We start from the raw sequence: 26,341 nt of genomic DNA on the forward strand, positions 1-26,341 counted from the left end.
TTCAGAGGTCGTAGGAGATTGTCATCCCGTCATGGGCCGGGGTGATGTGATCGGGGGTCTCTGCCGCCACGGTGTCATAGTCGAGATCAATGTGCATGTTCGTGAGAACACCCCGTTTTGCACCGGATTGCTCGAGCCATTCCAGCGACTTGGCAAGATGCGCATGGGTCGGGTGCGGGGTGCGGCGCAGGGCGTCGATCACGAAGCAATCGAGCCCTTCGAGCAGCGGCCAGCTATCGGGTTTGATCTCGGAGACGTCCGGCAGGTAGGCCAGACCCTCGATCCGGAAGCCGAGCGAGTCGATGCTGCCGTGCTCCACCTCGAAGGGCACCAGACGGATCGTGCCGCCCGCGCCGTCGATTTCCAGCGGTCCGCGGATCGTGTGCAGATCGAGAATCGGCGGGTAGGACGAGCCCACCGGCTGCACGAAGGCGTAGCCGAAACGGGAGAGCAGCGCGTCCTGGGTGGCACCATCGGCCCAGACCGCAAGTCGGCGGCGGGTGTTGAACACGACCTGGCGCAGATCGTCGATCCCGTGGACGTGGTCGGCGTGCGAATGGGTGTAGACCACCGCGTCGAGCTCGGCCACGCCCGCGTCGAGCAACTGGGTGCGCAGATCGGGTGAGGTGTCGATCAGCACCCGGGTGGTGCCCGCATCGGTTTCGCGCGTCACCAGCATCGAGCAGCGGCGGCGGGCGTTCTTCGGGTTGGCCGGGTCGCAATCGCCCCAGTCGCCGCCGATCCGGGGCACGCCGCCGGAGGAGCCGCAGCCCAGAATGGTGAAGCTGAGACGCGCCATCAGCCGGCGGCCTTCCATGCCGGCACCTTCCAGAACAGCCGGTCGAAGTTCGCCTCCGTGCGGGCCGCGAAATCGGCGTAGTCGATACCGAAGACCTCCGCGCCGACGCGGGCGGTATCGGCGGTATAGGCGGGTTCGTTGCGGCGGCCGCGATGCGGCGGCGGCGCGAGATAGGGGCTGTCGGTCTCGACGAGAATGCGCTCGACCGGGGCGGCGGCGAAGATCTCGCGCAGCGCACCGGACTTCGGAAAGGCGACAATGCCCGACATCGACAAGTAGAAGCCCAGATCGAGCGCCGCTTCGGCCAGCGCGCGCCCCGACGAGAAGCAATGCATCACGCAGGTATAGGCCCCGGCCCGGTGCTCCTCGGCGAGGATGCGGGCGATGTCGTCGTCGGCGTCGCGGGCGTGGATGATGAGCGGCAGCCCGGTCTGGCGCGCCGCCTCGATGTGCAGGCGCAGGCTCTCCTGCTGCACCCCGGCGCTTTCGGCGGTGTAGTGATAATCGAGCCCGGTCTCGCCGATGCCGACGAATTTCGGGTGCTCGGAGAGGTGCACCAGTTCCGCCACCGTCGCCATCGGCTCCTTGGCCACGCTCATCGGGTGGGTGGCCGCCGCGAAGAACACAGGATCATGCGCCTCGGCAATGGCCTGCACGGCGGGCACGTTGGCCAGCCGGGTGGCGATCGTCACCATCCGCGCCACGCCCGCCTCCGCCGCGCGGGCGACCACGGCTGCGTGTTCGCCCTCGAAATCGGGAAAGTCGAGGTGGCAATGGCTGTCGGTGATCCGGGGAATGGTCATGTGACGCGGGTTTCGGCTGCTTCGTTGATCCTGAAGACCATATCGAGGATCACCGCAGCAGGGTCAAGGTTGACCGCCCGGGCATGCGCGGCGCGCGCGGTCAACTCCTGCTGAAGCGCCGCCCAATGCCGCCCGGCGGTCACGTTGCCGGCAAGCCGGGAAAGCAGGGCACCTTCGCCCGGCGCGGCCTCGATCGCGGGGGGCAGGCCCGCGCCGGTGCGCGCCAGCCGGGCGAGGAAAAGCCCCAGCAGCCGCAAGAGCATGTCGTATCGCGCGGCATTGGCGGCCCCGGCGGCGGAATTGGCGAGCGCGATCGCGCGCGGACGGTCGTAGCGCGGGGCATGCGCGAAGGTGGCGACAACCTCGCCGTAAGCCGCAAGCCCGCCCTGATGGGTGAGCCGCAGCGCCTCGCCCACCGAGCCGCCGGCCAGTTCGCCGAGCGCCTCGGTGTTCTCGATGCCGTCGAGGCCCGCGCCTTCGAGGGCACGGGCAAGATCGGGCGCGGCGAGCGGATCAAGCCTGAGCGCCCGGCAGCGCGAGCGGATCGTGGGCAGCAGGCGCGAGGGTTGGTGGCTGACCAGCAGAAGAACGGCGTTTGCGGGCGGTTCTTCGAGCAGTTTCAGGAGCGAATTCGCCGCCGTCGCGTTCATGTCGTCGGCGGCATCCACGATCACCACCCGGCGGCCGCCATCGACAACCGAGAGGCCGAAGAACCCCGCCAGCCTGCGCACGTCTTCGGCGCGGATCACCTCCGACATCTTGCCGGTGTTCTCATTCCGGCTGCGCCGGATCAGCATGATCCCCGGCTCGGCCAAAGCCCGCACCCGGCGCGCCACGGGGTGATCGCGGGCGATATCCAGCGTGGCGGGGGCGGAGCTTGCGCCGAACAACCCGGCGTCGTCGGCAGGCGGGGCGGCGCGCAGAAATCGGGCGATCTTCCAGGCCAGTGTCGCCTTGCCGACGCCGCGCGGGCCGGTGATCAGCCAGGCGTGGTGCAGCCGCCCGGCATGGAAAGCATCGAGAAAGGCGGTCTCGGCGGCACCATGGCCGACAAGTTGCTCCGTCTCGCGCGGATGCGGCGCGCCCTCGATCCGGTCCGGTTCCGGCAACTCGTCGGGCTCAGCCATGGCGGCGCTGACCCGGAACGGGGCGGGGGCGATCGCCTCGGACAACGCCCCAGGTCATGCCAGCCGCGCCCGTGCGATCCTGGCGACATCGGCGGCCACCTCGATCTCCGCGCGGTCGCCGTCCACGACCACGCAGCGCGCGGAGAATTCCTCGGCCAAGGCAAGGAACCCGGCGCGCATCTGCGCCTGGAGCCCGGCACCGAAATCCTCGAAGCGTTCCTCGTGCCCGCCGCGCCCCTTGGCGCGGGCGTGGCCCTTGGCCGGGTCCATGTCGATGATGAAAGTCAGATCGGGTTCGCGCACGATCATCAGCCGGTGCAGCGCGTCGACGGTCTCGCGCAGACCCGGGCCGCGCAGGCCCTGGTACATCCGGGTGGAATCGGCGAAGCGGTCGCAGACCACCACCTCGCCTGCCGCCAGCGCGGGTTCGATCACCCGTTCGAGGTGGTCGCGGCGGGCGGCGGTGAACAGCAGGATCTCGGTCTCGGCCGACCAGCGGTCGGGGTCGCCTTCGAGCACGAGGCGGCGGATCTCCTCGGCCCCGGGGCTGCCGCCGGGCTCGCGGGTCGAGCGCACCGCGTGCCCCGCCGCGCCAAGCGCCTCGGCCAGCATCCGGGCCTGGGTCGACTTGCCGGAACCGTCGATGCCCTCGAAGGTGATGAAGAGCCCCGCCATCCGCGTCAGTTGGTCAGCGCGTTGCCGGGGCCTTCGGTGGCCGGATCGGGCGCGGGGTCCGGGGGCTGCGGCGTGCCCGATGTCAGTTCGCGCGCCATCGCCAGCGCCTTGCCCGCAGCGGCACTCACGCGGGGCAGGAACCCGGCCTTGGCCACGCTCGCTTCAGCCACCAGCGGCACCTCCACCGGCGCGAGCCCGGGCCGGTCGATTGTCATCTGTGCGAGGGTCTGCCCTGCGGCAATCGGTGCCTGAAGCGGGCCGGTCCAGGTGATCTCGGCGTCGATCTCGTTATTGGCGGTGACCGGCATCAGGAAGGCGAGGTCTTCCGTCGGCGTCAGGCCGACATTGGCTTCGGCACCGAGAAACACCGGCACTTCCGCGACCCGTTCGCCCGCCTTGACCGGGGCTTTCACCGCGAATTGACGGAATGCCCAATTGACGATCCCTTCGGCTTCGCTCGCCCGGGCGCTTTCGCTGTCGAGCCCGGTGATGGCAAAAACGATGCGGCGCTGGCCCTGCAGCGCCGAGCCGACCAACCCGTAGCCCGCTTCGGAGGTGTGGCCGGTTTTCAGACCGTCGGCACCGATCCCGAGGTTGAGCAGCGGGTTGCGGTTGAACCGGTTGTCCGGGGCGCGGCCGTCGAAAGGGTATTCGGCCATCGCGAAATAGGGGTAGTATTCTGGAAACTCGGTGATCAGCCGGGTGGCGACGATGGCCAGATCGCGCATCGACATGCGATGGCGCGAGTCGGGCCAGCCCGACGAATTGGCAAAGGTCGAGTTTGTCATCCCCAACGCGCGGGCGCGCTCGGTCATCATCGCGGCAAAGGCTTCCTCGCTGCCCGCAAGGCCCTCGGCCACCACGACGCAGGCGTCGTTGCCGGAATTGACGACGATGCCCTTGATCAGTTCCTCCACCGTCGGGCGGTCGGTGGTGTTGAGAAACATCGTCGAGCCGCCCATGTCCTGGGCGCGTTGCGAAACGCCGAAGCGCGTGTCCATCGTCACCCGTCCGTCGCGCAGCGCTTCGAACAGCATGTTGACCGTCATCAGCTTCGACATCGAGGCCGGTGGCAGCGGCGCGTCGGAGTTCTTGTCGAGCAGGATCGTGTCGGTGCTGACATCGTAGACGATCGCCCCGGTGGCGCTGGTTTCGAAAGCGCGGAGGGGCAGGGCGACCAGCAGCAGCGCGGCGGCGAGCAGGGCGGCGAAAGCGCGGCAGCGTAGCATCGGCGGTTCAGTCCTCTTGATCGTGATACCGGCCAGGCGGGCAGGGCGCGGCGGGCCGGCTCAGTTGGTGACGGAATAGGCGTCGTTGAAGCCCAGGTCCTTGATCTTCTTGAGCAGCGCGGCGCGCTCGGCGTTGCTGCCGGCCGGGCCGACGATGACCCGCCAGAAATCCTTGCCGCTCATCTTGCCCGGTTTGATCGTTGGCACCATGCCGGCGCGTCGGAGCGCCTCCGCGGTATTGTCGGCATTGCCCTGCACCGAGAAGATGCCGATCTGGACGAAGGGTTTCTCCAGCCCCCCTGCGGCGGCGCTGGCAGGCCGCTCGGGCTTCGGTGCCGGGGTCGCCACGGGTTTGCCCTCGGCTGCGTCGAGCGCGGCGGTGGCGGCGAGGATCGGGTCGTCAAGGCTTGTCGCGGCCACCGCGGGCGCGGCGGTGAGCGTGCCGGTCTCGGCGTCGGGGGCCTCCGCGCCGTCCTCGGGCACGGCCTCGCGGCGCAGCGCCGTGATGTTGATCCGGGCCGGCTTGCCGGCGAGCATCTCCAGCGACTCGGCGGCATCGGAGGACACCTGGATGCTGGGCCCCGGCGTTTGCCGCTCGGGCCGGTAGGCGACGCCGATCACGAATGAGCTGTTGTCTTCGTTGCGGATGATCACGCGTTCGGGGTCTTCCACATCGGGATGCGCAACCCACACGCCGCCGAGCGAGGGACGACCGTCCCACAGCCCGGTGTCGGTGACCTGGAAGACTTCCGGTGCCTCGACGTCGCGTTCGACCGTGCGCGAGGTTTCGCCGGCAACGTTTTCGTCACCGGTTCCGCCGCCCTGAAGAAAGGCCGGCCCGTCACCGTCTTCGCACCCGGTCAGCGCGATTGCGCCAAGCACTGCTATCAGCTTGAATTGGATCCCGCTCGCCATGTCTGTGCCTATGCCCCTTGCCGCGCGGCGATCCACCGCGCTGCCCGCCTGCGCGTTTTTCTCACGCGTTGGGTGCGACAATAACCACAAGCAGCCGCCATGAAAAGCCTTGCGGGTGTTTTCGGCGGTTTCATGCAAAGCCTCCCGCCCGGCCGCGGAGAGATCTGTGGCCGCGACGAGAATGCTTTCAGAATCGCGCGCGCCGCGCTATCGCAGGGGCCGGTTTGGAGGAGTGGCAGAGTGGTCGATTGCGGCGGTCTTGAAAACCGTTGAACGTGAGAGCGTTCCGGGGGTTCGAATCCCCCCTCCTCCGCCACCATCCCGATCTCATTTCCCTGCACCGATTGCGCCCGTAGTTCCCGGCACCTGCCGCGAATTTGGCCGAGACCGGTCATCTTGTTGCCCAAAGCGCAACGTAGACCGTCTGCCTAGATCTTCTCACCTGGCGATTCCCAAGGGGGGTTCAGACGATGGCGGAAGTAAAGTCTGCGCTGCGGATATTCCTGAAGAACGAGGCCGGCGCCATGCAAAGCGACCTCACGCTGTTCCTCGGGGAGTCGATCGAGTTGGCGTTGGTCGTGACGGGTGTTGCTTCCTATGGCGCGCCTGTAGCTGCCAATTGCAACTTCGGCCCCGGGGCGGCGGCGCAATCGGCGGGGTATCCCGAGATCCGGCTCGTGACCTAGACACGACTTTTGGTTGTGCCGTGATCCATTTTTGTGAACATGTCCTTGCTGCCTGCTCTCGACCGCGCGTCGAGAGCAGGCAGGTATTGCGATAGGGTGTCGGCGAGGGCCGACACCCATCGTTTCTTGCGATTGCCATCGCGCATCGGCAAAGAAATTGCGCAGGCATCGGGTGGACCGACCGTGTGCAACCCGTCCGAGTGACACGCGGCAGGTGTGCGAATCTGGAAACAGTCGCCCAAAAATAGTCAAAATGTTGACAAAATCATTTCTAACCGGGCCCATCCGGGCTAGTCTGGGTGCGGTTGTGCGATTCTTGTAACTGAGTTTTCTTAATCGAACATCCCGGAGTCTGTTGCCATGGCGACGCGCGCTGATACCGAGACCTACCGGACTTTGAAGTCTGATTCGCGGTTGATGCCCGATCAGCAGCCCACGGCGGACTGGAGCGCATATGCCGCGACCTACGACCTGCTGCTGGAGTACAATCCGGCCTATCAACAACTGCTGGAAGAGTTCGAAAACGTCCTGTCGCAAGCCGATGCCCCCCGGGTGATCTATGACGTTGGCGGCGGAACCGGGAACTATTCCAAGATCGCCGCGAGCAGGTATCCCGAGAGCCTGATCCATTTCATCGAGCCTGATCAGGGCATGAGGCAGCGTGCCAAGCAGAAACTGTCCGGGCACAAGAACATCGTGTACATTGACAAGGCCCTTCAGGACGTCGAGGCGTCCGCCGAGGCTGACCTGGTCATATGTGCACACGCACTATACTCGATGCCGGATCACCAGGAACGGCTTCTTGACCTGAAAAGACTTCTTCGACCGGGAGGGCTTCTTTTTCTTGTCGATCTGGGTCGGCCAATGAATGTGGCGGACTGGAGATATTACCTGTTCTCGCATTTGACGAAAGAGGTTGGCCTGTTCAAGGCAATTCGGATTCTGTGGAAAGGCCGGGAAATCGCAAAGCAGAACAAGGCGATATTCAAGGCCCAGCAAGACGGTTTGTATTGGACCCACAGCGAATCCGAAATTCGCTCCGCCGTCGAGAAAGCCGGTTTCGAAGTGCTTTCGCAAAAGACCATGTATCGAGACTATAGCGACCTTTTGTTGTGTCGCGCAGCGTCGTAACGGTGCGTCACAGGGGACTGGAATAATGCAAAAGGTTTTTGATACGCTAGAGAAGTGCCGGTATTCCGTGCTTTCGGACAGCGATGATCTTGATAAGATTTTCCGCCTTCGGTATGACAGTTACCTGGCTGAAGACGCGATCCTGAAGAATGAACGCAAGGTGATGTCGGACCCCTACGATGAGAGTCCGAATTGCGTACACGTGGCTGTCGAGATGGACGGCGAATACATCGCGGCACTGCGACTTCATCTGTTGTCGAATACCGTGCCAGTCTCGCCAACGCTTGAAGTCTTTCCTGAAATCAGAGACCGACTGGATTCGGGGCAGACGATGCTCGATCCGACCCGGTTTGTTGTCCGCCCGGGTTCGAAAAAGAACTTTCTGCCGCTTCATCTTGTAACCCTTCGGATTCCATTTCTGGCCGCCGTGTCGTATGATGTGGACATCGTGCTTGCCGCGGTGCGGGCCGAGCATTCGGCATTCTATCGCCGTTACCTTGGCTGCCACAATGCGGTCGATCCGCGCCCTTATCCTGAATTGACCAAACCGATCGGTCTGATGATGACCATCATGGAGGAGAGCCGGGACAAGGTTCTGGAAAAGTATCCGTTCTTTGGGCGGTTGGACTCTATTCCGCAGTCGGAAATCCAGTTTCCGAAACTGCCGGGCTTCTACCGCATTGTCGAGCGGCCCGCGTCTCGCGTCGCTTAGCGGTTTTGACAATGTATATCTGCGTTTGACGCCTTCGCGTTCGGCTTCAGGAGTGACCGATGTTTGCACCGGTTGCCTCGCCCGATCCAGTGGGATCTGGGGCCGACCTGGGGCCGACCGCAGGCTGAAGGGGGCAACGAGGGTCCGGCCACGGGGTGAGAAACGAGCTGATTTTTGCCTGAAGATGGTCAGATTTCCACCTAATTGTTCTCTTACTCTAAAGTCTCGCAATGGTGTTGAAAGAGGCCAAGAATGAAGGGGATCAAATCGATCTGGACGGCGAAGTTGGAATGGCCCAACCCAGCCGACCGCGAGCAGAGGATCAAGGATTACGTTGAGCTCGCCAATTCGCTCGCCTGGCAGAGGATGGGAAGCTTCTTTGCCGCGGCCGTGCTGGCAATGTTCTATTTCGACCCTGCTACCACCATCGCGTGCTATGCCGGCCTGCTTTTTTCCGAATTTCTCGATATGTGGCTGGGCAAGCATGCCAAAGCCTGGGACGGCAAGGACCCTGCGGTCGGCCGGCGGCTGATGCGGAGTTTCACGATCAGCACGGTCATCAGCTCCGTCGCCATCAGTCTTTTCGTCATCACAATCGCGGTACAACAGACGACCGGAGGCCATTTCACGCCGCTCTTCCTGCTGTTTGCCGCCTCGCTTTTTGCCGCCATGTACAACAGCCCGCTGATCAATATCCTGCTGCTTCGGCTTTCGATCTACGCGGCCGCTTTCCTGTTCATCGGGTTTCTCGATATCGTGCGGTTCCGTCCGGATTTGTCCTCGACCATCTGGCTGGAGTTTTTTACCATCGTTTTCGTGCTGTATTTCATCATCGACACGTCGTTGAATTTTTACCGGCACTACCAGGAGCGGTTGAAACAGATCAAGCAGATCAAGGAAGAAAACGAAAGAACCAAGGCCGCCTACGAAATCAAGTCGCAATTCCTTTCCACGGTGAGTCATGAACTGCGCACGCCCCTCACATCAATCAAGGCCTCGCTTGATCTTGTAAATAACGGCACCCTCGGAGAGGTTCCCGATAACCTGAAGGGCGCATTGTTCATCGCGGCGAAGAATGGCCAGCGTCTGGCAAACCTGATCGACGATCTTCTCGACCTCCAGAAAATGGAAGCTGGCGAGTTGGATCTTGTTCTGGAAACGATGGGTGTGAATGAGCTGGTGAAAGAAGCGGTCGAGTCCACGGCGGGATACGCAGGCAAGCTTGGTATCCATGTGACCACGATCCTTCCGGCTCAGGAATTGATGATACAAGGCGATCATTCCCGCCTGGTACAGGTCATGAACAACCTCATGTCGAATGCCCTCAAGTTCTCCGACGAAGGTGGATCGGTGCAGGTTCGCGTCGAGCCAAAAGGCGACCACGTTCGGATTTCTGTCGAGGACGAGGGCATGGGAATTCCCGAGAATGCCAGAGACCGGGTTTTTGGAAAGTTCAGCCAGGTCGATTCCTCGGACATCAGGAAAGTCGGCGGTACCGGCCTCGGCCTCAACATCACCAAGCAGCTTGTCGAACGACATGGCGGCAGGATCGACTACGAGAGCCAGCAGGGTGTCGGGACCACGTTCTACGTCGAGTTCGATCTGGTGGAAGATGGCAGCTCCGACCGAACGGACAGCACCCAGATGGCTCTGACCGCCTGAGTGGCACGCCCCCGGATGACGGTTTGCAACGTTACGTAATCCGGGGATCGACAGAAACAGGATTGTATCAAGCGGAGGATACCGGCTAGACTGGAAACGATATTTCCCAACCGTGTTTGTATCAGTACTGCCTCGTTGCCCGGCCGCTGGGCGCGTTGTGGGGTGAGTGCTTCGGAGATTGATGTCCCGCCCATTGGCCTGACACAGCTACACGGAACCAGCACATGGAAAAACTTGAACGGATCCTGCACGTCGATGACGACGAGGATATTCGCGCCCTCACCAAGATGGTTTTGGAATTGGTGGGCCACTATCAGGTTCAGCAATTCTCTTCGGGTGAGGAGGCTTTGCAGTCAGCCGAGAAGCTATCGCCTCAGTTGTTTCTACTCGACTACATGATGCCCGGTATGAATGGGGAAGACCTCTGGCGAAAGCTGAAAGCCGTTCCCGGGTTGGAAGACGTGCCGGTCGTGTTCATTTCCGCGAAATCCGAACAAGACTTTGCCGAAGGGCTTATCGAAGAGGGCGCATTGGCCGTCATCGTGAAACCCTTTGAAATCGACCATCTGTGCGAAGAGCTCGAAGAGGCCTGGGCGACCTATCAAAACCGATCCAGCTAAGGCCATGCGCCCGATGGCGCTGATCGGGTGCTCCCGCCGACGGTGACGCTGGATGGATCTTGTGCTCCACAATCGGCGCGGGGCCTGGCGTCACCTGCGCGGTCGAAGCCGACCATGGCAGTCATCGTGATCGGCGCAGATCGCCTCGATAATGCTGGCCAGTTGGCATATCCGCGCGTGGCAAACGCTGTGCCGTTCTGCGGACCCGAGGTCCTTTTCGTAGGCCGCAATGGCGACCTCGGCCCTGCGGGCAGCTTCGCCAAGTTCGGCAAAGCCCAGCGTCTTCCCGACACCGGCAATACGATGCGCAACGAACATCGCCGCGTCGACGAAGGGTTCCGATTGGTCGGCGTCGGGGGCAGAGATAATCGCGCAAGCGAGCGTGGCATGATACTCGGCAAGCTTTTCAACGAATGCGCGCCGGCTCTTTTTTACCGCGGCCTCGAACGGCGCGAGCGGATTGCGCGAGGTATCATGAAATGACACGGACCCTCCGCAGTCATCTTCGCCATTACCATCAGCCGGATGCTTGGATCTGGGTGCGAGCGAGGCAATCTGGCCCTGCGGGCCCGGGTCTGATCGAGACCGGCAGTCTTGCCCCTGGTTGCTGTTCCCCGATTTCAAATCACGCTTTCCGTCCCTGTTCCGATACCAGTCCTCGAAGTAAACCACCCGGGAAGCATCCAGCTCGGCGCTTCGCGACAGGGTCGGTTTCGGATTGCGTTTCCCGCTATACATATCAAGACCTCGGTTCACCAATCTATCACGACGACAAGGCCAAAACCCTTCTTGCCCGGGCTCCCCTTCAATCCGCTGATTGGGAATCCGAGTTTTTGCAACCTTGTGGGCAACCCCTTCGGGGTCGTCTGGGTCCGGTTACCTTGGCGTTTGTTTTCCCCTATTTGAAAATGCCGGGGAGGCTCCTCCTTCTACTGATCTGCGAGCGTTTGTGGTGTTCGCCGATCTCCGAATTCAACTGCTCACGCAGCATCTGCGCAAATTCTTCGCGCAGATCTTCTTTGACGTCGTCGTTTTCTTGCCGAAGGCGTGCCACGGCCGCGGGGAAACCGCCTGCGCTCCAACGCCTGGATACCTGCTGTGCCGAAGGCGAGGTTATGCGGCGCACGTTTTCAATGGCGTGCCAGATCGCCCTGCTCAATTCGCCGCGCGTCGGCAGGCGGATCGGCGAAGAGGGGGCAAGCGCCAGGGAGGCGGTTGCCGGCAGTTTTGCCGTGTGATTCCCCTCGCTTTCGTCGATCGCGATAGAGATCTCTCCTCCCAGCGCCTTGAGAACGAGTTGGCCCTTGCGTGGAATGACACCAACGAACTCGCCCTCACCGCGGTAGGAAAGGTATACATCGTGACTTTCGAGGCGACCGATTATGGCGGATGCCGCCGTGCGCAAGAAATTCTTGAATTCGAGCGGCGGCATGATCCGGTGAAGTTTCTCGATGTTGCGGACCTTGGCGGCGAACACCGTGGACAGGAACAGGGCACCACGTCCGGATTGAAATACATAGCTTTCAAAAGCCGGGTAGCGGAGCAATCTATCCATCTTGCCGAGGTCGATCGCTTCCTCAAGATCGTGTTGCGTTGTGCGGTCGAGAACTTCGATCAGGGAGTCGATGACACCGGCACTTTCCGCAACCGACCTGCGCTCTTTCATCAACTGTTCGGCAACGCCCAGGCGCACGATGATTTCAGTCGCGTCCAGCGGTTTTGTCAGGTAGTCGCTCGCACCTGCCGAGAACGCCCGATCTATATATGACTTTTCCGACATCGAGGTGAGCATCAGAATCGGCGTTTCGGCATGTTTCGGCAGATCGCGGATTCTCTGACAAAGCTCGATCCCGTCCATGCCCGGCATCATGATATCAAGCAGGAAACAGGAAAACGACTTTTCCTCGGTGGCGATCAGGTCAAGCGCGCGTTCCGCGGACTCGCAGTATACCACCTCGTCGTAGTGGGCGCTCGCGAGGATCCCTTCGAGAAGTTGCAGAATGATCCTGTCGTCGTCGACAGCAAGTATCTTCATTTCGAGCCGTTTGTTTCTGGCCGCCATCCGATCTTGGAAGGACACCGCGGGTGAAAGGAATAGCGCCCCTTGCGCTGTGGAGTTGGTTAGGATTCTGGACGGCGATTCTGCCAATACTGGGGCGAGAGTGCGACCAGATCATGGGTTTCGGTTGGGTCGAGGCCCTGGTCGATGCGGCCCCCCGCGAAGGCGACACGGATTTGGGAGGTCGAGGGTATCAAACGCTCCGCCCGAAGTGCATCGAAGCGATCAAACCCGTGCCGCTTGCGGGGCATACACCCGCGCATCCAGCGTCTGTTCCATCTCAACGAGCAGGGTCTCGACAAGGGCTTCGATCTGCTTCGTCGGCCCTGACGCGGAAAGGCGCGCCCGCTGGTCGACCGCGGTCTCGACTTGATGCGCGAGTTGCCCCATGCGCGGATAGCCAAAGGTTTCGGCGGTGCCCGATATCTTGTGGGCCCGAAAACGGATACCTTCCAGCGCCCTCTCCTGAACGTCAGGTCGGCCAATTGCACCGAGAAGCGCATCGAGTTCGATGATGGTCGTCTCCATCGTATCGAGATAGCGCAGGCGAACCGCTTCGAATTCCTCAGACAGTGCCGCGCTGAATTGCCTGCTGTTTTCCTGACTCATGACGCTTTCAACCACCCAAACAACCCGTCGATCGCTCCGTGCTTGCCCTTCCCCGAAGACGCCTGGCTCGCCGCGATCCTGGCCGCGCATTCTTCGGCATCGTCAATGGCAGAGGCCAAGGCACGGAGATTTGCCTTTCGCGGAATGAAGCCGTTTCTCATGCCGCTTCCGACAACCAGTTGGGGAACCAGGATTTCCCCCCTCGTGGTCCTGATTTCCAGTTCCTCGGCGTTGCAGGCAAGGTCGGCCGAGAATGTTTCGGGGTCGATGCCAAGGCCGTCCCGCAATATGATGGGGAATTGTCCGTTGCCTGCGTAGGCCATGAAGTATTGGCGCAGGCGGAGCGTCTCCGCTATCGCGTCACCGACGGAGTTTACCGCGAACCTGAATTCGGAAGTCGTTGTCTTTTGGAATATCTCTTCCACGTTCACGATCTTCACGGCGATGACATCGACGGCCGCCAGCTTCTCCGATGTTTGCAACAGGAAGTTTTCAAGTGCGAGGTATTCGATGGAACCGGCGACATCCTCGAGTTCGAGCGGGGTGGCCAGGGTGAAGGCTTTCTTCTTGCCAAGTTCGGTCCGGACATCCTCGATTTCGGCCCGCACCCGGGCGAATTGGCGTCTCTGTTGTCCGTGCTTCCTGGCGAGATAAAGGCGGGCACTGAGTTCAAGTTCATCAAACGGTTTGGTCAGGTAATCGCTCGCGCCTGCGTCGAATGCGGCCTCGATGTGAACACGATCCGACAAGCCGGACAGCATGACGATCGGTGCCAGCTCGTATTTCGGCATTGCCCTTATCCGACGGCACAGCTCTATGCCATCCATGCCCGGCATATCGATATCCAGCAGGAAACACTCGTATGGAGTGGCTTCCTGGGTGAGCTCCATGAGCGCGCTTTCACCCGAGTCGCATAGCTTCAAGTCATGAAGCGCCATCTGCTTAAGCGCGAGTGCGAGCAGGTCTCTATGGGTTTCGTCATCGTCGACAGCAAGGATCTTCATAGGCTGGCCCCGAAAGTTTCCTTAAGTGGTCGCCCCCAAGGAATCTGTCTAAACTTGTTTCTTGTCGGAAATAGGGCATTCCCAAGAAACCGCCGCGACCGAATGCGCAGGGTGCCCGTGGCCGATTGCAGCTTGCTCGGCGACTCGCGGCCGGAAATGACCGGCCAATTTGGGCAACGACAGCGCGCGTTTCCCGGAAACTTTGCGAAATCCTCCGCAGCGCAGCCATATTCATTCCATATTCGGCTGCGAAGATGCCGGGGAGCATGGGTCTGAGGAGCAAGAATGAGACTGCTTGTAGTCGATGATGACCAGACGATCCTGGACCTCGTCAAACAGATCCTGGAACTTTCGCCTCAGTATGAGGTCGTCGCGGTGCCCTCCGCGAAGGCTGCACTTGCGGAAGTCGAGGACGCCGACGACGACTTTGATTGCGTCCTTGTCGACATCCAGATGCCCGAGATCGACGGAATCCAGCTGGTCCGGATGATCCGGCAGGCGCCGGGCTACGAGGACGTGCCGATCGTCATGCTCACCGCGATGCAGGACCGACGCTACCTGACCCAGGCGTTTTCTGCCGGTGCGACGGATTACATCACCAAGCCTTTTGATTTTCAGGGCCTGCGGTCCCGGATCCCGGCGGCCCGGAAACTCGTGGTCGACAAGGTCCGGCACCGGGTTCAGCCGCTGATGGCGGGCGAGATGAAGGGGATGGGCGAAACCGCGCGGGACTTCAGGCTCAATGACCCGATCCCGCTCGACAAGCTGGAAGGTGCGATCGACTACAGCGAGTTTGAAAATCTCGTACGCCAACTGACGCGGCACCGATTCTCCAACTGCACGGTGTTCGCCGTGAAGATCGGCATGGTCAAAGAAGCCTTCAACGACTGCTCGTCGGACGCCTTCCGCACGCTGGTGCGCAATGCCGCGCTGGCGGTGCAGGAAATCCTGCTTCAAAACAGGGGGATCCTTTCCTACCGGGGCAACGGCGTTTTCCTGTGTATCCCCGATGAGCGCCTTGGCGCATCCTGGCGCGACCTTCAGACAGCCCTCAATGAACGCTTCAACGCGCTTCACGGGAACGCCGGGGGCATTCCCATCCAGTTGCGGATTGGAGACCAGACCCGGTTCAAGACCAACTCGTTCGTGCGCGTGCTCGAAACCCTGTCTGCTGCGGTTGAAAGCGCGGAAACGCGGAGCCTTGATCTTGGCGACGTCGCCAAGGCACCAAACCGGTTCCTCGCCTTGTTCGGGTTCACCGAGGAGGAGCGGCATCTGGAAAAACGCGCCTACGAGGAAGTCTTGCACACGGCGCTCGCCGAGACCGCCGACGATGACTGGCGTCGCAGGTTGGAGCGGCGGCAAGGCGCTTCGGGCCGGACATCTGCCGACCCGGAACGGGCGAAGGCACGCGGCGCGGGCGGGGCAGGGCGGTCTCGTAGCCTTCAGCGCTGACCGGGCGCGCCGTTCAGTTCCATCAAGGCCAGTTTCCCAAGATCATTCGGCTTCGCGGCGACACCCGGTATGGCCGCCGCCCGGCTTGCGCGCGATGCGCGGCAGGGAATGGAACAACTGCGGCTGCGTGTTGTTTTGTCCGCACAATCCCTTAGCCACAACCAAGGAGGCTTAGACATGAGACGCATTCTTGCCACCACTGCATTCGCGGCGCTGATCGCCGCGCCGGGCTTGGCCCAGTACGATGCCGATGCCGGTGTGGAAGGCGAAGCCGAGGCCGAGAGTGCCGCGGAGATTGACACCGAAGGCATGAGCGGCGAGGCCGCGGCCGGGATCACCGCCGAGGAACTGATCGACGCCGAAGTATACGATGCCACGGGCACGAACTTCACCAACGTGAGCGATCTGGTCGTGAATGACGACAACATGGTCACCCATGTCCTGGTCGATGTCGGCGGGGTTCTGGGCGTCGGCGCGCGCACCGTCGCCGTTGCGATGTCGGAGGTCGAGATCGACGCCGACGCCGATGGCGAGGTCAGCGTGCACGCCTCGATGACCCAGGAACAGATTGCCGAGATGCCCGAATACCAGGGCTGACACATCTGCGCCAAACCGGGGTGAAGAAGGGCCTGCGCGTCGCGCGGGCCCTTCGCGTGCGAAGACCGGCCTTTCCGGGGGCGAGCGGCAGGGTGGGGGCTGCGGTGCGGCTATGACCCCGCCGCCGGGTCTCCCGGATCTTCGCTTGCGTGGAACCGAAGCACGAGCCGGTAGAACCGGCCGTCCGGTTCGTCGATCTCGCCCTGCTCGATTTCTGCTTCGAGCTGCTGGGAGAAGGCCCGGATCAGTTGTTTGCCGAGATTGGTCCCGTCTGAATCCGCCGCCTGCCCCGCGCGCGGCGTGGCGCAGGAATTGATGACCCCGAATTCGACCAGATCCGGCTCGATCCGGCGGAAGTGCACGCTGATCCTGGAGCGGCCATCATCCAGTTGGCCGACATATTTCAGGGCATTGGTGAGCGCCTCGGTCGCCAGCAAGGACAGCGGAACCACCGTGTCGGGGCCGAGCGTGACGTCGTCGAATTGTGTGGAGATCTCGAGGCTCCGGTTGGCGGGCGCTCCGATCGAGGCAAGCTGGCTGACGATTTCGTCCAGCAACCGGTCGGCGCGCACCTGCGAGAGCCGGTCGGACTGGTAGAGGGCGCGATGGATCGTCGCCAGCGCCATGACCCGCTCATGGAGATTGGACAGAACCTGCCGGGCTTCGGGTTCGCGCACGCTCCGGCCCTGGATGCTGATGATCGACGCGATAAGCTGCAGGTTGTTTTTCACCCGGTGGTGGATCTCGCGCAGGAGCACGGTCTTTTCCTTGAGCGACGCGGCAAGATCGCCCTCGTCGCGCGCGAGGATTCGGGCCAGCCTGCTAAAGGTTTCGCTGAGTACCCGGATCTCGGCCGGGGCATTTGCGATCACCTCGATGTCGCCGTCGCGCGCGCCGAGGGCGAAGCCGCGCATCTGTCGTCCCAGTCTGCGGATATGGCGGATCACCATCCAGTGGACGGCAGAATAAGCCACCGCGAGGCTGGCGATCCACATCAGGAAGGGGAAGCCGAGCATGAACGGCGTCACCATGCCCTGTTCGTTGGGCAGGTCTTCGTCGCGCCATATCCCGAGGACGAAGAGGTGCTCGGAAATCAGCGGCACGATGGTGAAGGTGGTCGCTGCGCCGTTTCCGCGCGGGCCGCGCAGCACGTCTTTTCCGGCCGTGGCAAGGTCGGCAAGCGATGTGCCTTGCGGCAGCGCCGTGTTCAGGTCGAGATCGGCCGGATTGGTGCCGACAACGCGCCCGTCATCGCTGAATACCACCGTCCCGGTGGGCGCATGATCCTGGCTGAACTCCCGCACGAGGTTGAGCACGTATTGCGGCATGGACACGAGCACCAGCCCGTCGAACCGCTCGTCGGACCAGATCGGCTGCGCGATGATCAGCGAGGAGCGTCCCGTGATCTCGCTGCCCAGGTTCGAGACGATGACGGGCCGCGGATCGGCGCGCAACTCCTGGTAGGACTCGGATTGCGAGAAGTCCCGGACGTCGCCCTGCGAGGCGCAGCGCATCAATCCGTCGGGCTCGATGAGGCCGGCAAAACGGAACAGCCCCGAGCGCCCGACGAACTCTTCGAAAACCGCGCGGCATTCCTCGACGTCTTCCAGGTGGCCGAGTGCCACGGGGCCCAGGGCTTCGGCCGAGCCCATGGCGCTCTGGATCAGCGCGCGCTCGCCGGCCACCGATTCCGAGGTCAGGCCCAGAAGCGCGGTGTCGGCACTGTGCTGCGCCTCGGCCACGACGCGGTAGTTCTGCACCACGGCAATCAGGCCAAGCGGCAACAGCGCCAAGGTAAGCACGCTCACCAGCCGAAAGCCGAGTTCTCGGTAGATGCGCCGCCCCAGCGGCAGCAGGCGCCTGGGCATGGCGCTAGCGGGCCGGGTCGTTTTGCGCGCTTACCACGGCCATGGTGGCCTGATCCGTCATTTCCAATTCCTCCCCGGCGTCGAGCTCCAGCAATTCGGCAAGCCGTTTGCGGGCGCGGTTGGCGCGGCTCTTGATGGTGCCGACGGCGCATCCGCAGGTTTCGGCAGCTTCTTCGTAAGAAAAGCCCGATATGGCGATCAGGATCAACACCTCGCGTTGCTCGTCCGGCAGTTGGGTGAAAGCCTCGCCGAAATCGTCAAGAGCGAGCCGGCCGTCATGGTCGGGCTTCTGTGCAAGCCCGGCGGCGTGTATCCCGTCGACGTCGGCGACCTCGCGGTGGTACTTGCGCAGCGTCGAATAATAGGTGTTGCGCAGGATGGTGAACAGCCACGACTTGAAATTGGTGCCCGCCTCGAACTTGTCGAGGTTGCTCCAGGCCTTCAGGACCGTCTCCTGCACCAGATCGTCGGCGGTGGCGGAGTTTCGCGACAGCGACAGCGCAAAGGCGCGCAGCGCGGGCAGGAGTTCGACCAGCGCTTCCCTAGGATCCCAGTCGGGCGGTGCATGGGTCATTTCGAGCCATCCTCGTCCTGCACCGTCTCGCGGTCTTCCAAACGCGCGAGGAGCTGTTTGAGACGGTCGGGGAGGTCCTCCTCCAGGGTCGGTCTGTACAGCCGTTGCAGGTTCTCGTTGATCTGCTGTTCGATCGCTGGCGGCACCGGCGCGTCGTCATCGTCGCGCCGGTTGTCGGCTGAGGCTTTTCGATCGGTCATCTTGGTGCTCTTGTTGTCGGTATCCGGTCCGGAAATTTGCGTGCTCCCGGGAACCAAACTAGCCTGAATGCGTTCCGGTTCCATACCGAAGCGAAAAAAGTGAGCAACGATGACCCAGGACAGGAACGCCGCCGACATGGCTCAGGACGATGAACACGACATCTACAAGCGTATCGCCGCGGATCTGCCCTACCTGCGCCGATACGCCCGCGCCCTCACCGGAAACCAGGCAAGCGGTGACCGTTTCGCGACGGCGACGCTGGAGGCGATCCTTGCGGATCCGGACTTCCTGATCCGCGACATGCGCCCGCGGGTCGCCTTGTTTCGCGCCTTCGACCGGATATGGACATCGACCGGCGCGCATATCGCGGATGCGGGGGGCGATACGCTGGAGGCGCGGGCGCAGCGGCTGTTGGAGCCGCTGACTCCGCGCTCGCGCGAGGCGTTGCTCCTGCGCACCATCGAGGAGCTGCGCCCGGACGAGATTGCCGAGGTCATGCAGATCACGGTTGGCGAGGCCGAAGAGCTTGTGGCCACCGCGCTTCGCGAGATGCAAGGCGTTGTGCGCGGCAGCGTGATGATCATCGAGGATGAGATGCTGATCGCCATGGATATCGAAGCAATCGTGAAGGACATGGGCCACCAGATCACCGGTGTCGCCCGGACCCGCGACCAGGCCGTTGCCCTGGCCGAAAAGGTCAGGCCCGATCTGATCCTTGCCGATATCCAGCTTGCCGACAATTCTTCGGGGATCGGCGCGATCAACGATATCCTGTCGCAGACCGGCGACCTGCCGGTGATCTTCATCACCGCCTTCCCCGAGCGCCTGTTGACCGGAGAACGCCTTGAGCCGGCCTTCCTGATCACCAAACCCTATACCGAGGAACAGGTTCGATCAGCGGTGAGCCAGGCGATGTTCTTCTCCTCGACCGAGCCGCTCTTCGGGTGACTGCCGCCCGGCCGGTCGTTCCCGAGTACCACGCCCGCGCGCCCGTCGGCTTTCGTCGGCGGGTTTTTTCCGTTTGCGCGGTGGCGATCGGGTCTTGATGAAAAAACCCCCGCCACGGGGGCGGGGGAGTGGGGAACAGGGGCTCGCTGAGAGCCTCGGACAGAAAGCAGCCCTTCGACCGCCTCCGCCCCGTCGGGCGATGCTCCTCAGGGAGGAGGAGCGAGGAGCAGGGCACCCGATTCCATTCAACGTGGGGGGTTTCCCCGCATGGCACGCGCAAGCAATGCGATGAGCGCCAGGACGAGGAAGACGACGAACAGGATCTGCGCGATCCCCACCGATGCGCTGGCAATGCCTCCGAAGCCGAAGGCCGCCGCGACGAGGGCGATCGCGAAGAAGATTACAGCCCAATATAACATGTTACCTCCATTCAATCGTTTCACTGGCACAACGCGTTCGGGGTCGGGATGGTTCCGAAAAAAGCTGTCCGGGTGGGCGTGGGTTTGCGCCACAAAGGCGGCAAGGCGCGGCTCTGGAGCGCCGGGGTGTCGCGCCTTCGCCGCGCCGGCGTCAAGGGATGCGGCATGACACGCGCGACGACGGCCGCCGGGCAAAAACGGCGGCCGCAAAATCGCTTTGGCGCGGGCATCGAGGTTATCCTGCCCGGTGCCGACCTCGCCCGGTTGCGCGGGCAGCGCGTCCGGCTTCCATCCCCATCGCGAAGCCCTCGGCCATCCGCAAGAATGGTGCGCCGGGCTGCGCATCGGCAGAATTGGCTTCCTCTTGCGCGGCAGTGTGCGCGGCCCTCGCGCCAGACTTTCGCTGGCTGAAGGCCATGAGGCCGAAGGCGAGCGCGATCAACAGCACACCAACGGTCGCGAAGGCGATGACCGCTCCATGATGAAGGGCGACCAGAAGCCAAAGCGCCGCCAGCAGGAATCCGATCCCGGCAATGCCGAACAGGACGCCGACGGCGACCAGGGCGACCGCACCTCCGAACTCACGTGCGCGCATTGCGAGGCTTGAGCCGAACCCTGTCATGGGTCACTTCCGGCCGGTCAGGAAACCCAGCAGGAAGCCGAGGCCGATGGCAAGCCCGACGCTTGAGGCCGGCCGTTCGCGCACGGTGTCGGCAGCCTGATGGCCGATTTCCTCGGCACGCTCCTGCGCGGCATGGAGTTGTCGTCTGCTCGCTTCGCGCAGCCTCTCCGCTCCGCGCCGGGCGCTATCCATCGTCGTATCGGCCTGATCAACGCCCAGATCACCGAGCGTTCGGGCGATGGACGAAATATCGTCCCTCAGGGTCGCGATCTGTTCGGAAAGCTGTTCGATGTCGTCTTTCCGGGCGCCTGTCGTGGTGTCCTTGGCCATTGGTTTCTCCTTTCTCAACATTCGTCTACCCAACGCATCGGGCCGCCGAAATGTTCCAGACTGCGCGGACAGGGGCCGGCAATGCGCGGCAAACCTCCTCGCAGCACCGGTCATGGAAAACGTCCGGGAGCGGGCGGTTTGCGACGTCGCGACTGCCTGCGAGGCGGGCATGGCAGCCGATCAACCCCGGCGAGCGACACCGCCAGGGCCGCCCTCGCGCGCTGGGTCACCCGCCTCGCGGATACCCTTTCGGAGGATCGCCGCCGACGGTCCGGTCAGGACAGGTGATCAATACCGAGCGCGCAGGCCACGGGATGCACCCGCGGCACCTTCGGGGCTTGTGTCGGCCGCCAGGTCGGACCCGAGGGCTGCGAGCACCGGGGCATCAACGTGCAGCGGGGCCCGCATCAGGAAGACGTTGTAGAGCGGCTTCCAGCGCGACATCGTGAAGCGAACCTCGGTGTCGAGCGCATCCCCCGGCACGATATAGGGGGCGTAAAGTCCCGGGAAATCGCGCGCATCGGCCACCGTCTGGGCCGCGCTCCATGGCCCGGCAAGCGCGGGCGCGCTGCGCAGCACGATCGCGTCCCGGGTCTCGTCGAGATACATCATCAGCCAGCGGCCATGCGCCGCGCTCCAGGCCACCGAAAGCTCGCCGGCCGGGGCCGACACGACAGGCGTGGCGGCGCGGTGATCGGAGACCCAGCCGCTGCCATCCCAGTAGCGATAGGCGGCCGGATCGAACAGCGCGTCGCGCGCAACACGACGCAGCCGCACCGCGCCGAAGCGGCCTTCGGGGATGCCGAAACTGTAGATCATCTCGCCCTGATCGACGAAGGCCACCTGCTCGAAACCGGAGCCGTTCGGCCAGGTGGCGGTCGGCGAGCGGTGCCAGCTCTGCCCGTCGTCGTCGGAATAGGCGAGGCCGGAGTTTCTGACCAGCCAGCGCCCGTCCGAGGTCCACATCCGGACCGCCATGTAATGCAGCACCATCCGTGCGCCGAGCGAAATGCCGTTGGTGGGAATCACGGTCCACTCGATCCCCGGCAGCTTTGCCGACTCGATGAGTTCGATGGCGCTGCCGTCTGGCCCCGCGATCATCTCCGTGAAGTCGAAAGACCCCTGCGGGTTGGCGATCCGCGCCATCGTGCTGCTGCGCCATGCGCCGCCATCGGGCCCGTAGGTGTCGCCGAACACCATGTAGAGCGCGCCCTTGTGGCGGATCATGTGGCCGAGGTCGGTGCCATGGACGTTCCAGCGGTCGGTCGCGTTCGCCGACGCCGCGCCGGTCAGTTGCCGCACCACCTCGGCCGGGCCAACGCGGAGGGTGCCCACGCTGTCCGGCCCCGAAAACACTGCAAGCTCCACGGCGACGGCTCCGTCGTCGGCATCTGGCCAATGCGACCATGCCAATGTCTGAATCAGGACCGCAGACAGTCCAAGGGCGACGCATATTCCGATGGCAGCGAGACGAAGGCTCACGCGCGGGCTCCCATGTCAGGAAGGGGGTCTGCCGCAAGCTCCGCTTGGCTGGCAGGCCGGTGTCTATGCGGGCCTTATACGCGAAAATTCGCCGAAATTGCGAGCGAAAAAACGAGGTGTTGCGTTCACGATTTCGTAGCGGTTGCGCCGTGGCGGCGGGAACGCGGTGCCGGGGAGGCTAATTGTCGAGGTCGGGTTCCGGTTCCGTGTCGGTGCCGACATCGCGCCTGCACAGAAAAGCATAGGCGGGCCAAGGCGTTCCTTCCGGCTGGTCGAGCGCCCAGGACCGGCACGCGAGATCGGGATGGCGATGCTCGATCCAGCGCAGGAGTTGCTCGCCATCGGTCGGCACGACGATGCCCCCGACATTGTCTTGCTCGACGGCAGTTTCCTCGGCGCGCCAGGGCACGCGGTAACGGGCCTGCGGGGTTTCGCCGCGCAGTTCGTGGTACAGCGTTGCCATCCTGAGATTGTAGGTCATCGACACGAGGGGGTTTTCGATCGGAGCCTGGGCCACCAGGGCCTCCAGCGTTTCCGGGAGGTCGGAGAAGACCGGCTGGCGCGCGGTCAGGCCGTCCGCCATGATCGCGGCTCGCCAGACAGCGAGCGCGATCAGCAGAACCGCCGCCGCCCGTTGCAACATCCGCCAGCGCCCGGACCACCAGCCGAGCCCCGCCACGGCCGCGACCAGCAGGGGCCCGAGCACCGGCAGGTGGAAAGCCTGGATATCGTAGGCACCGTACCAGATCACGAAGGGAACGAAGGACAGCGCCACCGCGAAGACGGTCGCCACGCCGATCCAGCCAGCGTCGCGGCGCCGCCAGCCTGCCGCGAAGAGAACCAGGCCCGCAACGATGAGCGGTGCCGAGATCCACGGATGCGCCGAGCGCAGCGTGACCAGCAAGGTCTCGGAACTGTAGGTCGACCGTAGCCCGGACCCGTAGAGGCTGCTGAAATAGGTGCCGGAGATATACTGGATCAACTCCGTCACGGTCGGCGGCAGCGGCAGGTATTCCGAATAGGCGGTGTCGGGATGGTGGGTCATGTAGGCGAGATAGAGATACTGGCTGGCACCGAGCACGGCAAAGAGCAGCACCGTTGCCGCGATCCACGGGCGCAACAGACGCCGCCAGTGCATCGCCGTCACCAGCAGGAACAGCGGCAGCAACATGATCATCATCAGGTGGTTGCCGAAGGACAACGCGTAGACCGCACAGGCGGCGAGGAAGTAGCCCTCGCGCCGGGTCTCCAGGAACAGTATCAAAAGGAAGGTCACCGACAGCGCGAAGGCCAGCGCGAGGGGGTAGACCTCGGCCTCGGTCGACTGCACCGCCATCAGGCCGGCGCTGCCCAGCAGGAGCGACCCCGCGATGCCGAACAGCAGGCTGCGCGACACCCGCGCGACGATCAGGAAGGCCATCGTGTTGGCGACCGCACCGGGGATCGCCGCCATCGCGAAGGTCATCGCGCGCCACGGCTCTACCGGCAGATCGAGCGCGCGCAGCACCGCGCCAAGAAACAGCACGAGCGGGTAACCGGGCCCGTGGACGAGGATCTGGCTATGCCCGAGTGTCTGGAACTTGGCCGTGTCGCCGGCATTCATCACGCCACCAAGCCCGGGAAACAGGCACCAGTAGTAATACACCGCCCAGAACGCGAAAAGCCCGAGGGCGAGGTACAGGCGCAGCAATCCCGACCGCGCCCCGGCGGCCTGCAGGCTTGGCAGGCGGCGCGGCATCTTGCCCGACATCGTCATGCCGCGCGCCTTGGGGCGACCCGCCCGGCGTGCCCCTGGCCCGCGTCTTGCCATCGTACCGGTGCCGGTCTCATTCGATGCCCCCGTCGGCGGCGGCCTCCGATGTCAGGTCGTCACCGCTGCGCGGCACGCCGGCCGCCACGACAGGTGCCGCGAGTGTGCCGCCCAATCCGAACGGCAGGTCGACGATCGGGGAGGGGGCACTGTCATCGATGAGGTCGCCGTGGAGCCTTGCCTGCCCGTCCGCGCGCATCGCGCCGACCCCAAGGTCCGCCTCGCCGCGCATCTCGATATCGTAGCGCTCGCCGCGGATGACGAACCGCGAGATACGCGCGATGCCGGCCACGAAGTCGATCCGCCCCTCGGCGGTGTCGAACTGGGTGCGACCGGCGGAGGGGATCAACGGTCCGTCCCGTTCGGTCATGAATTCGCGTCCGTCCGCCAGCCCCTCCAGCGTCAGGATAAGGTCGGACCCCGTGATGCTGCCGTCGCGCGCTTCGGCGTCGATTGCGCCGTCAAGTGCCATGACCATTTCGCCCAAGGTTCCGCCTTGCGTCGAGAGGTCGATCTGCGCATCGAGCGTGCCTTCGGGCAGTTGCGGCGGACTGACGAGCGGGGGCGGCGCGAGCAGCAGAACGCTGCGCCCGGTCGCGCCCATGTCGATGCCTTCCAGCCGGCCATTGACCGCGACCTGCGGCGCGCCTTGCGTCGTCGGGGCACCGAGCGCAATCTCGCCCCGGAGCCGTCCGAGGTCGCCGGCCGCCGCGAACTCGAGCCGGGCGCGGCCGTCCGCGGCCCGAAGCAGGATCCGCCGGGCCTCGACATTCTGTCCGGCGAGCCTGCTGTCGCGGAGCCGTGCGGCCAGCGCGACGTCGAGCGGCGCGAGCCAGTCCAGCTTCACCGGAACGTCGCGCCACGCGCCCGCCGCGATCGCGGTTGCCCCGTCGTGCCAAGCCGCTGCCGCGCCGCGGGCGACGCTGTCGAGCGCATCGAACGGCGGTTCCTCCCCGGCGACCGCGACGGTCAGGTCACCCTCGGCGAGCAAAGCGCCGAACGACACGCTCGCATCGGCGATCCCGAACCTGCGAGGCGTCGCCGAGACCCGTCCCTCGATCGCGACCGGGCCGATGCCGGAAAACCCGACCGCCGCCGCGATCCGGCGCAGCTGCGACACCACCCGGTTCTCTTGCGCGGCCTTCGGCACGTCGGGCCGGGTCTTTGGCGGCGGCGTGCCGACATCATCCGCACTCGCGGCACCCTGCAGGACCAGCCGCGCCGGGCTGCCGCGATCCGTGAGCGCGGCCGCCGGGTCGTCGAGCCGGCCTTGCAGGTGCAGCCGTCCCGTACCGGCGGGAATTGCACCGGTCAGCAGCACACCTGTCGTGTCGGGCTCGGCGGCAAGGCGCAGATCCACCCCATCGAAGCCGACCCGTCGCCCGGTCGGCCCTTCGTAGAGGAAGCGCGCATTGGTGACGATCACCTCGCCCTCGGGTCCGGGACCGGCCGGGTTTTCCGCCGGCAGGTCGCGCAGGGCGGAGATCATGGATTCGTCGGGGTCCACGACGCGAAACTGCGGCGATTGCAGCGTCAGAGTCTCGATTTCCACCTTGCCGCGCAGCAGCGCAAGCGCCCTGACCCTGGCCTCGATCGAGGCCACGGACACCTGCCATTCCGCGCCGCGAAGGCTGCCGGTGAATTCCGCGTCCTCGATGGTGATCACCCGCCCCAGGCCAGAGATCACGGTGGCGTCCTCGGTCAGCCTAACCGCGCCGCCGCTCCATGCCGCGATCTGGGCCGTGACAGCCTTGTGCAACCTGTCGTCCGCCACGTGGCTGGGCAGAGCCAGGATGACCGCCGCCGCACCAACCGCGACGACGAGGACAGAAGCCGCCACGATCAGGACGTATCGCCATGGCGGACCTTTGTAGCTGATCCAAGTCACCGCTCCGTCACCTTCTTTTGCTTGGACCGAACGTGGCGTGCGGAAGGCGTCTCCCTTCGCGGCATCCGCCGCACGGCAAGGCCCCCTCGGCTTGCTGCGGCACGCGGCGTCTCACG

At 63.9% G+C, this 26,341-nt stretch carries 27 protein-coding genes and 1 tRNA gene; 11 read left to right on the top strand and 17 right to left on the bottom strand.

Annotation, left to right across the window (positions count from 1 at the left end; translation table 11 throughout):
- Position 1: 1 nt before the first annotated feature.
- From B9Y97_RS13470 to B9Y97_RS13495, 6 genes are read right to left on the bottom strand one after another with little or no spacing between them, the layout of a single operon-like run.
- Complete coding sequence (locus B9Y97_RS13470) at positions 2 to 799, bottom strand: MBL fold metallo-hydrolase (protein WP_085528269.1); 798 nt, start codon at positions 797 to 799, stop codon at positions 2 to 4.
- Positions 799 to 1,602 carry a TatD family hydrolase gene (locus B9Y97_RS13475; protein ID WP_085527222.1) on the bottom strand — a complete coding sequence of 268 codons (804 nt, stop codon included), beginning with the start codon at positions 1,600 to 1,602 and terminating at the stop codon, positions 799 to 801. Before B9Y97_RS13475 ends, B9Y97_RS13470 begins: the two co-directional genes overlap by 1 nt.
- Positions 1,599 to 2,729: a DNA polymerase III subunit delta' gene (locus tag B9Y97_RS13480; RefSeq protein WP_085528270.1), complete on the bottom strand. Its 1,131-nt coding sequence runs from the start codon at positions 2,727 to 2,729 to the stop codon at positions 1,599 to 1,601. Before B9Y97_RS13480 ends, B9Y97_RS13475 begins: the two co-directional genes overlap by 4 nt.
- 54 nt (positions 2,730 to 2,783) lie before the next feature.
- Positions 2,784 to 3,404 (bottom strand): dTMP kinase, encoded by a 621-nt coding sequence (gene tmk, locus B9Y97_RS13485; RefSeq protein WP_085527224.1) that lies wholly within the window; start codon positions 3,402 to 3,404, stop codon positions 2,784 to 2,786.
- Between the two features lie 5 nt (positions 3,405 to 3,409).
- Positions 3,410 to 4,633, bottom strand: coding sequence for a D-alanyl-D-alanine carboxypeptidase family protein (locus tag B9Y97_RS13490; RefSeq protein ID WP_085527226.1), 1,224 nt, complete (start codon positions 4,631 to 4,633; stop codon positions 3,410 to 3,412).
- A gap of 60 nt (positions 4,634 to 4,693) precedes the next feature.
- Positions 4,694 to 5,548 carry an SPOR domain-containing protein gene (locus tag B9Y97_RS13495; protein WP_085527227.1) on the bottom strand — a complete coding sequence of 285 codons (855 nt, stop codon included), beginning with the start codon at positions 5,546 to 5,548 and terminating at the stop codon, positions 4,694 to 4,696.
- 226 nt (positions 5,549 to 5,774) lie between these two features.
- On the opposite strand from B9Y97_RS13495, the gene B9Y97_RS13500 reads away from it, so the two are divergent.
- The 7 genes from B9Y97_RS13500 to B9Y97_RS18380 all read left to right on the top strand — a co-directional run bounded on the left by B9Y97_RS13500 (position 5,775) and on the right by B9Y97_RS18380 (position 10,842).
- A tRNA-Ser gene (locus B9Y97_RS13500) sits at positions 5,775 to 5,864 on the top strand.
- A gap of 154 nt (positions 5,865 to 6,018) precedes the next feature.
- Positions 6,019 to 6,234 carry a hypothetical protein gene (locus tag B9Y97_RS13505; protein WP_085527228.1) on the top strand — a complete coding sequence of 72 codons (216 nt, stop codon included), beginning with the start codon at positions 6,019 to 6,021 and terminating at the stop codon, positions 6,232 to 6,234.
- A 360-nt stretch (positions 6,235 to 6,594) separates the two neighbouring features.
- On the top strand, positions 6,595 to 7,365 hold the full coding sequence (locus B9Y97_RS13510) for a class I SAM-dependent methyltransferase (RefSeq protein WP_254900919.1): 771 nt from the start codon (positions 6,595 to 6,597) through the stop codon (positions 7,363 to 7,365).
- A 25-nt stretch (positions 7,366 to 7,390) separates the two neighbouring features.
- Entirely contained in the window at positions 7,391 to 8,077 is a 687-nt protein-coding gene (locus tag B9Y97_RS13515; RefSeq protein WP_254900920.1) for an N-acyl amino acid synthase FeeM domain-containing protein, read from the top strand.
- A 252-nt stretch (positions 8,078 to 8,329) separates the two neighbouring features.
- Positions 8,330 to 9,739: a sensor histidine kinase gene (locus tag B9Y97_RS13520; protein WP_085527230.1), complete on the top strand. Its 1,410-nt coding sequence runs from the start codon at positions 8,330 to 8,332 to the stop codon at positions 9,737 to 9,739.
- A 224-nt stretch (positions 9,740 to 9,963) separates the two neighbouring features.
- The gene (locus B9Y97_RS13525; RefSeq protein WP_085527231.1) at positions 9,964 to 10,359 is read left to right on the top strand and encodes a response regulator; all 396 of its coding nucleotides are present in this window, start codon (positions 9,964 to 9,966) and stop codon (positions 10,357 to 10,359) included.
- A gap of 114 nt (positions 10,360 to 10,473) precedes the next feature.
- Positions 10,474 to 10,842 carry a hypothetical protein gene (locus B9Y97_RS18380; RefSeq protein WP_254900921.1) on the top strand — a complete coding sequence of 123 codons (369 nt, stop codon included), beginning with the start codon at positions 10,474 to 10,476 and terminating at the stop codon, positions 10,840 to 10,842.
- 415 nt (positions 10,843 to 11,257) lie between these two features.
- Here the strand turns inward: B9Y97_RS18380 and B9Y97_RS13535 are convergent, their stop codons facing one another.
- The 3 genes from B9Y97_RS13535 to B9Y97_RS13545 all read right to left on the bottom strand — a co-directional run bounded on the left by B9Y97_RS13535 (position 11,258) and on the right by B9Y97_RS13545 (position 14,031).
- A complete protein-coding gene (locus B9Y97_RS13535) occupies positions 11,258 to 12,421 on the bottom strand; it encodes a response regulator (RefSeq protein ID WP_085527234.1) in 1,164 nt (387 codons plus the stop codon).
- Positions 12,422 to 12,643: 222 nt separating this feature from the next.
- Positions 12,644 to 13,027 carry an Hpt domain-containing protein gene (locus B9Y97_RS13540; protein ID WP_176224374.1) on the bottom strand — a complete coding sequence of 128 codons (384 nt, stop codon included), beginning with the start codon at positions 13,025 to 13,027 and terminating at the stop codon, positions 12,644 to 12,646.
- The gene (locus B9Y97_RS13545) at positions 13,024 to 14,031 is read right to left on the bottom strand and encodes a response regulator (RefSeq protein ID WP_085527237.1); all 1,008 of its coding nucleotides are present in this window, start codon (positions 14,029 to 14,031) and stop codon (positions 13,024 to 13,026) included. The genes B9Y97_RS13540 and B9Y97_RS13545 overlap by 4 nt, the downstream gene beginning before the upstream one ends.
- A gap of 285 nt (positions 14,032 to 14,316) precedes the next feature.
- Here B9Y97_RS13545 and B9Y97_RS13550 point away from each other — a divergent pair, with 285 nt between their 5' ends.
- Positions 14,317 to 15,486: a response regulator gene (locus tag B9Y97_RS13550; protein WP_085527238.1), complete on the top strand. Its 1,170-nt coding sequence runs from the start codon at positions 14,317 to 14,319 to the stop codon at positions 15,484 to 15,486.
- Between the two features lie 177 nt (positions 15,487 to 15,663).
- On the top strand, positions 15,664 to 16,083 hold the full coding sequence (locus tag B9Y97_RS13555; protein WP_176224375.1) for a PRC-barrel domain-containing protein: 420 nt from the start codon (positions 15,664 to 15,666) through the stop codon (positions 16,081 to 16,083).
- A gap of 110 nt (positions 16,084 to 16,193) precedes the next feature.
- On the opposite strand, the gene B9Y97_RS13560 is transcribed toward B9Y97_RS13555, so the two are convergent.
- Genes B9Y97_RS13560 through B9Y97_RS13570 form a run of 3 tightly spaced genes read right to left on the bottom strand, consistent with a single transcriptional unit; the run spans position 16,194 to position 18,725 of the window.
- Positions 16,194 to 17,951: a sensor histidine kinase gene (locus B9Y97_RS13560; RefSeq protein WP_085527240.1), complete on the bottom strand. Its 1,758-nt coding sequence runs from the start codon at positions 17,949 to 17,951 to the stop codon at positions 16,194 to 16,196.
- Positions 17,952 to 17,955: 4 nt separating this feature from the next.
- Complete coding sequence (locus B9Y97_RS13565; RefSeq protein WP_085527241.1) at positions 17,956 to 18,525, bottom strand: RNA polymerase sigma factor; 570 nt, start codon at positions 18,523 to 18,525, stop codon at positions 17,956 to 17,958.
- The gene (locus tag B9Y97_RS13570) at positions 18,522 to 18,725 is read right to left on the bottom strand and encodes a NepR family anti-sigma factor (protein WP_085527242.1); all 204 of its coding nucleotides are present in this window, start codon (positions 18,723 to 18,725) and stop codon (positions 18,522 to 18,524) included. The genes B9Y97_RS13565 and B9Y97_RS13570 overlap by 4 nt, the downstream gene beginning before the upstream one ends.
- 136 nt (positions 18,726 to 18,861) lie before the next feature.
- On the opposite strand from B9Y97_RS13570, the gene B9Y97_RS13575 reads away from it, so the two are divergent.
- The gene (locus B9Y97_RS13575; protein ID WP_085528273.1) at positions 18,862 to 19,674 is read left to right on the top strand and encodes a response regulator; all 813 of its coding nucleotides are present in this window, start codon (positions 18,862 to 18,864) and stop codon (positions 19,672 to 19,674) included.
- Between the two features lie 245 nt (positions 19,675 to 19,919).
- Here B9Y97_RS13575 and B9Y97_RS13580 read toward each other — a convergent pair whose 3' ends face one another.
- Positions 19,920 to 20,093 (bottom strand): DUF1328 domain-containing protein, encoded by a 174-nt coding sequence (locus tag B9Y97_RS13580; protein ID WP_085527243.1) that lies wholly within the window; start codon positions 20,091 to 20,093, stop codon positions 19,920 to 19,922.
- A gap of 247 nt (positions 20,094 to 20,340) precedes the next feature.
- Here B9Y97_RS13580 and B9Y97_RS17955 point away from each other — a divergent pair, with 247 nt between their 5' ends.
- Positions 20,341 to 20,700 (top strand): hypothetical protein, encoded by a 360-nt coding sequence (locus tag B9Y97_RS17955; RefSeq protein WP_139828311.1) that lies wholly within the window; start codon positions 20,341 to 20,343, stop codon positions 20,698 to 20,700.
- 18 nt (positions 20,701 to 20,718) lie between these two features.
- Here the strand turns inward: B9Y97_RS17955 and B9Y97_RS13590 are convergent, their stop codons facing one another.
- The 4 genes from B9Y97_RS13590 to B9Y97_RS13605 all read right to left on the bottom strand — a co-directional run bounded on the left by B9Y97_RS13590 (position 20,719) and on the right by B9Y97_RS13605 (position 26,225).
- Positions 20,719 to 21,045, bottom strand: a complete 327-nt coding sequence (locus tag B9Y97_RS13590; RefSeq protein ID WP_085527245.1) for an ElaB/YgaM/YqjD family protein — start codon at positions 21,043 to 21,045, stop codon at positions 20,719 to 20,721.
- 288 nt (positions 21,046 to 21,333) lie between these two features.
- A complete protein-coding gene (locus tag B9Y97_RS13595; RefSeq protein ID WP_085527246.1) occupies positions 21,334 to 22,527 on the bottom strand; it encodes a DUF4185 domain-containing protein in 1,194 nt (397 codons plus the stop codon).
- A 178-nt stretch (positions 22,528 to 22,705) separates the two neighbouring features.
- The gene (locus tag B9Y97_RS13600) at positions 22,706 to 24,283 is read right to left on the bottom strand and encodes a protein O-mannosyl-transferase family (RefSeq protein WP_176224376.1); all 1,578 of its coding nucleotides are present in this window, start codon (positions 24,281 to 24,283) and stop codon (positions 22,706 to 22,708) included.
- Positions 24,284 to 24,353: 70 nt separating this feature from the next.
- Positions 24,354 to 26,225, bottom strand: a complete 1,872-nt coding sequence (locus B9Y97_RS13605; protein ID WP_085527248.1) for an AsmA family protein — start codon at positions 26,223 to 26,225, stop codon at positions 24,354 to 24,356.
- Positions 26,226 to 26,341 lie beyond the last annotated feature (116 nt).

The sequence above is a fragment of the Maritimibacter sp. HL-12 genome (assembly GCF_900177545.1).
Lineage (GTDB): Bacteria > Pseudomonadota > Alphaproteobacteria > Rhodobacterales > Rhodobacteraceae > Sinisalibacter.

Bases quoted from the DNA above. Each gene is read 5' to 3' on its own strand.
- B9Y97_RS13470 (WP_085528269.1), bottom strand. From the start codon at position 799: ATGGCGCGTCTCAGCTTCACCATTCTGGGCTGCGGCTCCTCCGGCGGC.
- B9Y97_RS13475 (WP_085527222.1), bottom strand. From the start codon at position 1,602: ATGACCATTCCCCGGATCACCGACAGCCATTGCCACCTCGACTTTCCC.
- B9Y97_RS13480 (WP_085528270.1), bottom strand. From the start codon at position 2,729: ATGGCTGAGCCCGACGAGTTGCCGGAACCGGACCGGATCGAGGGCGCG.
- tmk (WP_085527224.1), bottom strand. From the start codon at position 3,404: ATGGCGGGGCTCTTCATCACCTTCGAGGGCATCGACGGTTCCGGCAAG.
- B9Y97_RS13490 (WP_085527226.1), bottom strand. From the start codon at position 4,633: ATGCTACGCTGCCGCGCTTTCGCCGCCCTGCTCGCCGCCGCGCTGCTG.
- B9Y97_RS13495 (WP_085527227.1), bottom strand. From the start codon at position 5,548: ATGGCGAGCGGGATCCAATTCAAGCTGATAGCAGTGCTTGGCGCAATC.
- B9Y97_RS13505 (WP_085527228.1), top strand. From the start codon at position 6,019: ATGGCGGAAGTAAAGTCTGCGCTGCGGATATTCCTGAAGAACGAGGCC.
- B9Y97_RS13510 (WP_254900919.1), top strand. From the start codon at position 6,595: ATGGCGACGCGCGCTGATACCGAGACCTACCGGACTTTGAAGTCTGAT.
- B9Y97_RS13515 (WP_254900920.1), top strand. From the start codon at position 7,391: ATGCAAAAGGTTTTTGATACGCTAGAGAAGTGCCGGTATTCCGTGCTT.
- B9Y97_RS13520 (WP_085527230.1), top strand. From the start codon at position 8,330: ATGAAGGGGATCAAATCGATCTGGACGGCGAAGTTGGAATGGCCCAAC.
- B9Y97_RS13525 (WP_085527231.1), top strand. From the start codon at position 9,964: ATGGAAAAACTTGAACGGATCCTGCACGTCGATGACGACGAGGATATT.
- B9Y97_RS18380 (WP_254900921.1), top strand. From the start codon at position 10,474: ATGGCAGTCATCGTGATCGGCGCAGATCGCCTCGATAATGCTGGCCAG.
- B9Y97_RS13535 (WP_085527234.1), bottom strand. From the start codon at position 12,421: ATGGCGGCCAGAAACAAACGGCTCGAAATGAAGATACTTGCTGTCGAC.
- B9Y97_RS13540 (WP_176224374.1), bottom strand. From the start codon at position 13,027: ATGAGTCAGGAAAACAGCAGGCAATTCAGCGCGGCACTGTCTGAGGAA.
- B9Y97_RS13545 (WP_085527237.1), bottom strand. From the start codon at position 14,031: ATGAAGATCCTTGCTGTCGACGATGACGAAACCCATAGAGACCTGCTC.
- B9Y97_RS13550 (WP_085527238.1), top strand. From the start codon at position 14,317: ATGAGACTGCTTGTAGTCGATGATGACCAGACGATCCTGGACCTCGTC.
- B9Y97_RS13555 (WP_176224375.1), top strand. From the start codon at position 15,664: ATGAGACGCATTCTTGCCACCACTGCATTCGCGGCGCTGATCGCCGCG.
- B9Y97_RS13560 (WP_085527240.1), bottom strand. From the start codon at position 17,951: ATGCCCAGGCGCCTGCTGCCGCTGGGGCGGCGCATCTACCGAGAACTC.
- B9Y97_RS13565 (WP_085527241.1), bottom strand. From the start codon at position 18,525: ATGACCCATGCACCGCCCGACTGGGATCCTAGGGAAGCGCTGGTCGAA.
- B9Y97_RS13570 (WP_085527242.1), bottom strand. From the start codon at position 18,725: ATGACCGATCGAAAAGCCTCAGCCGACAACCGGCGCGACGATGACGAC.
- B9Y97_RS13575 (WP_085528273.1), top strand. From the start codon at position 18,862: ATGGCTCAGGACGATGAACACGACATCTACAAGCGTATCGCCGCGGAT.
- B9Y97_RS13580 (WP_085527243.1), bottom strand. From the start codon at position 20,093: ATGTTATATTGGGCTGTAATCTTCTTCGCGATCGCCCTCGTCGCGGCG.
- B9Y97_RS13590 (WP_085527245.1), bottom strand. From the start codon at position 21,045: ATGGCCAAGGACACCACGACAGGCGCCCGGAAAGACGACATCGAACAG.
- B9Y97_RS13600 (WP_176224376.1), bottom strand. From the start codon at position 24,283: ATGACGATGTCGGGCAAGATGCCGCGCCGCCTGCCAAGCCTGCAGGCC.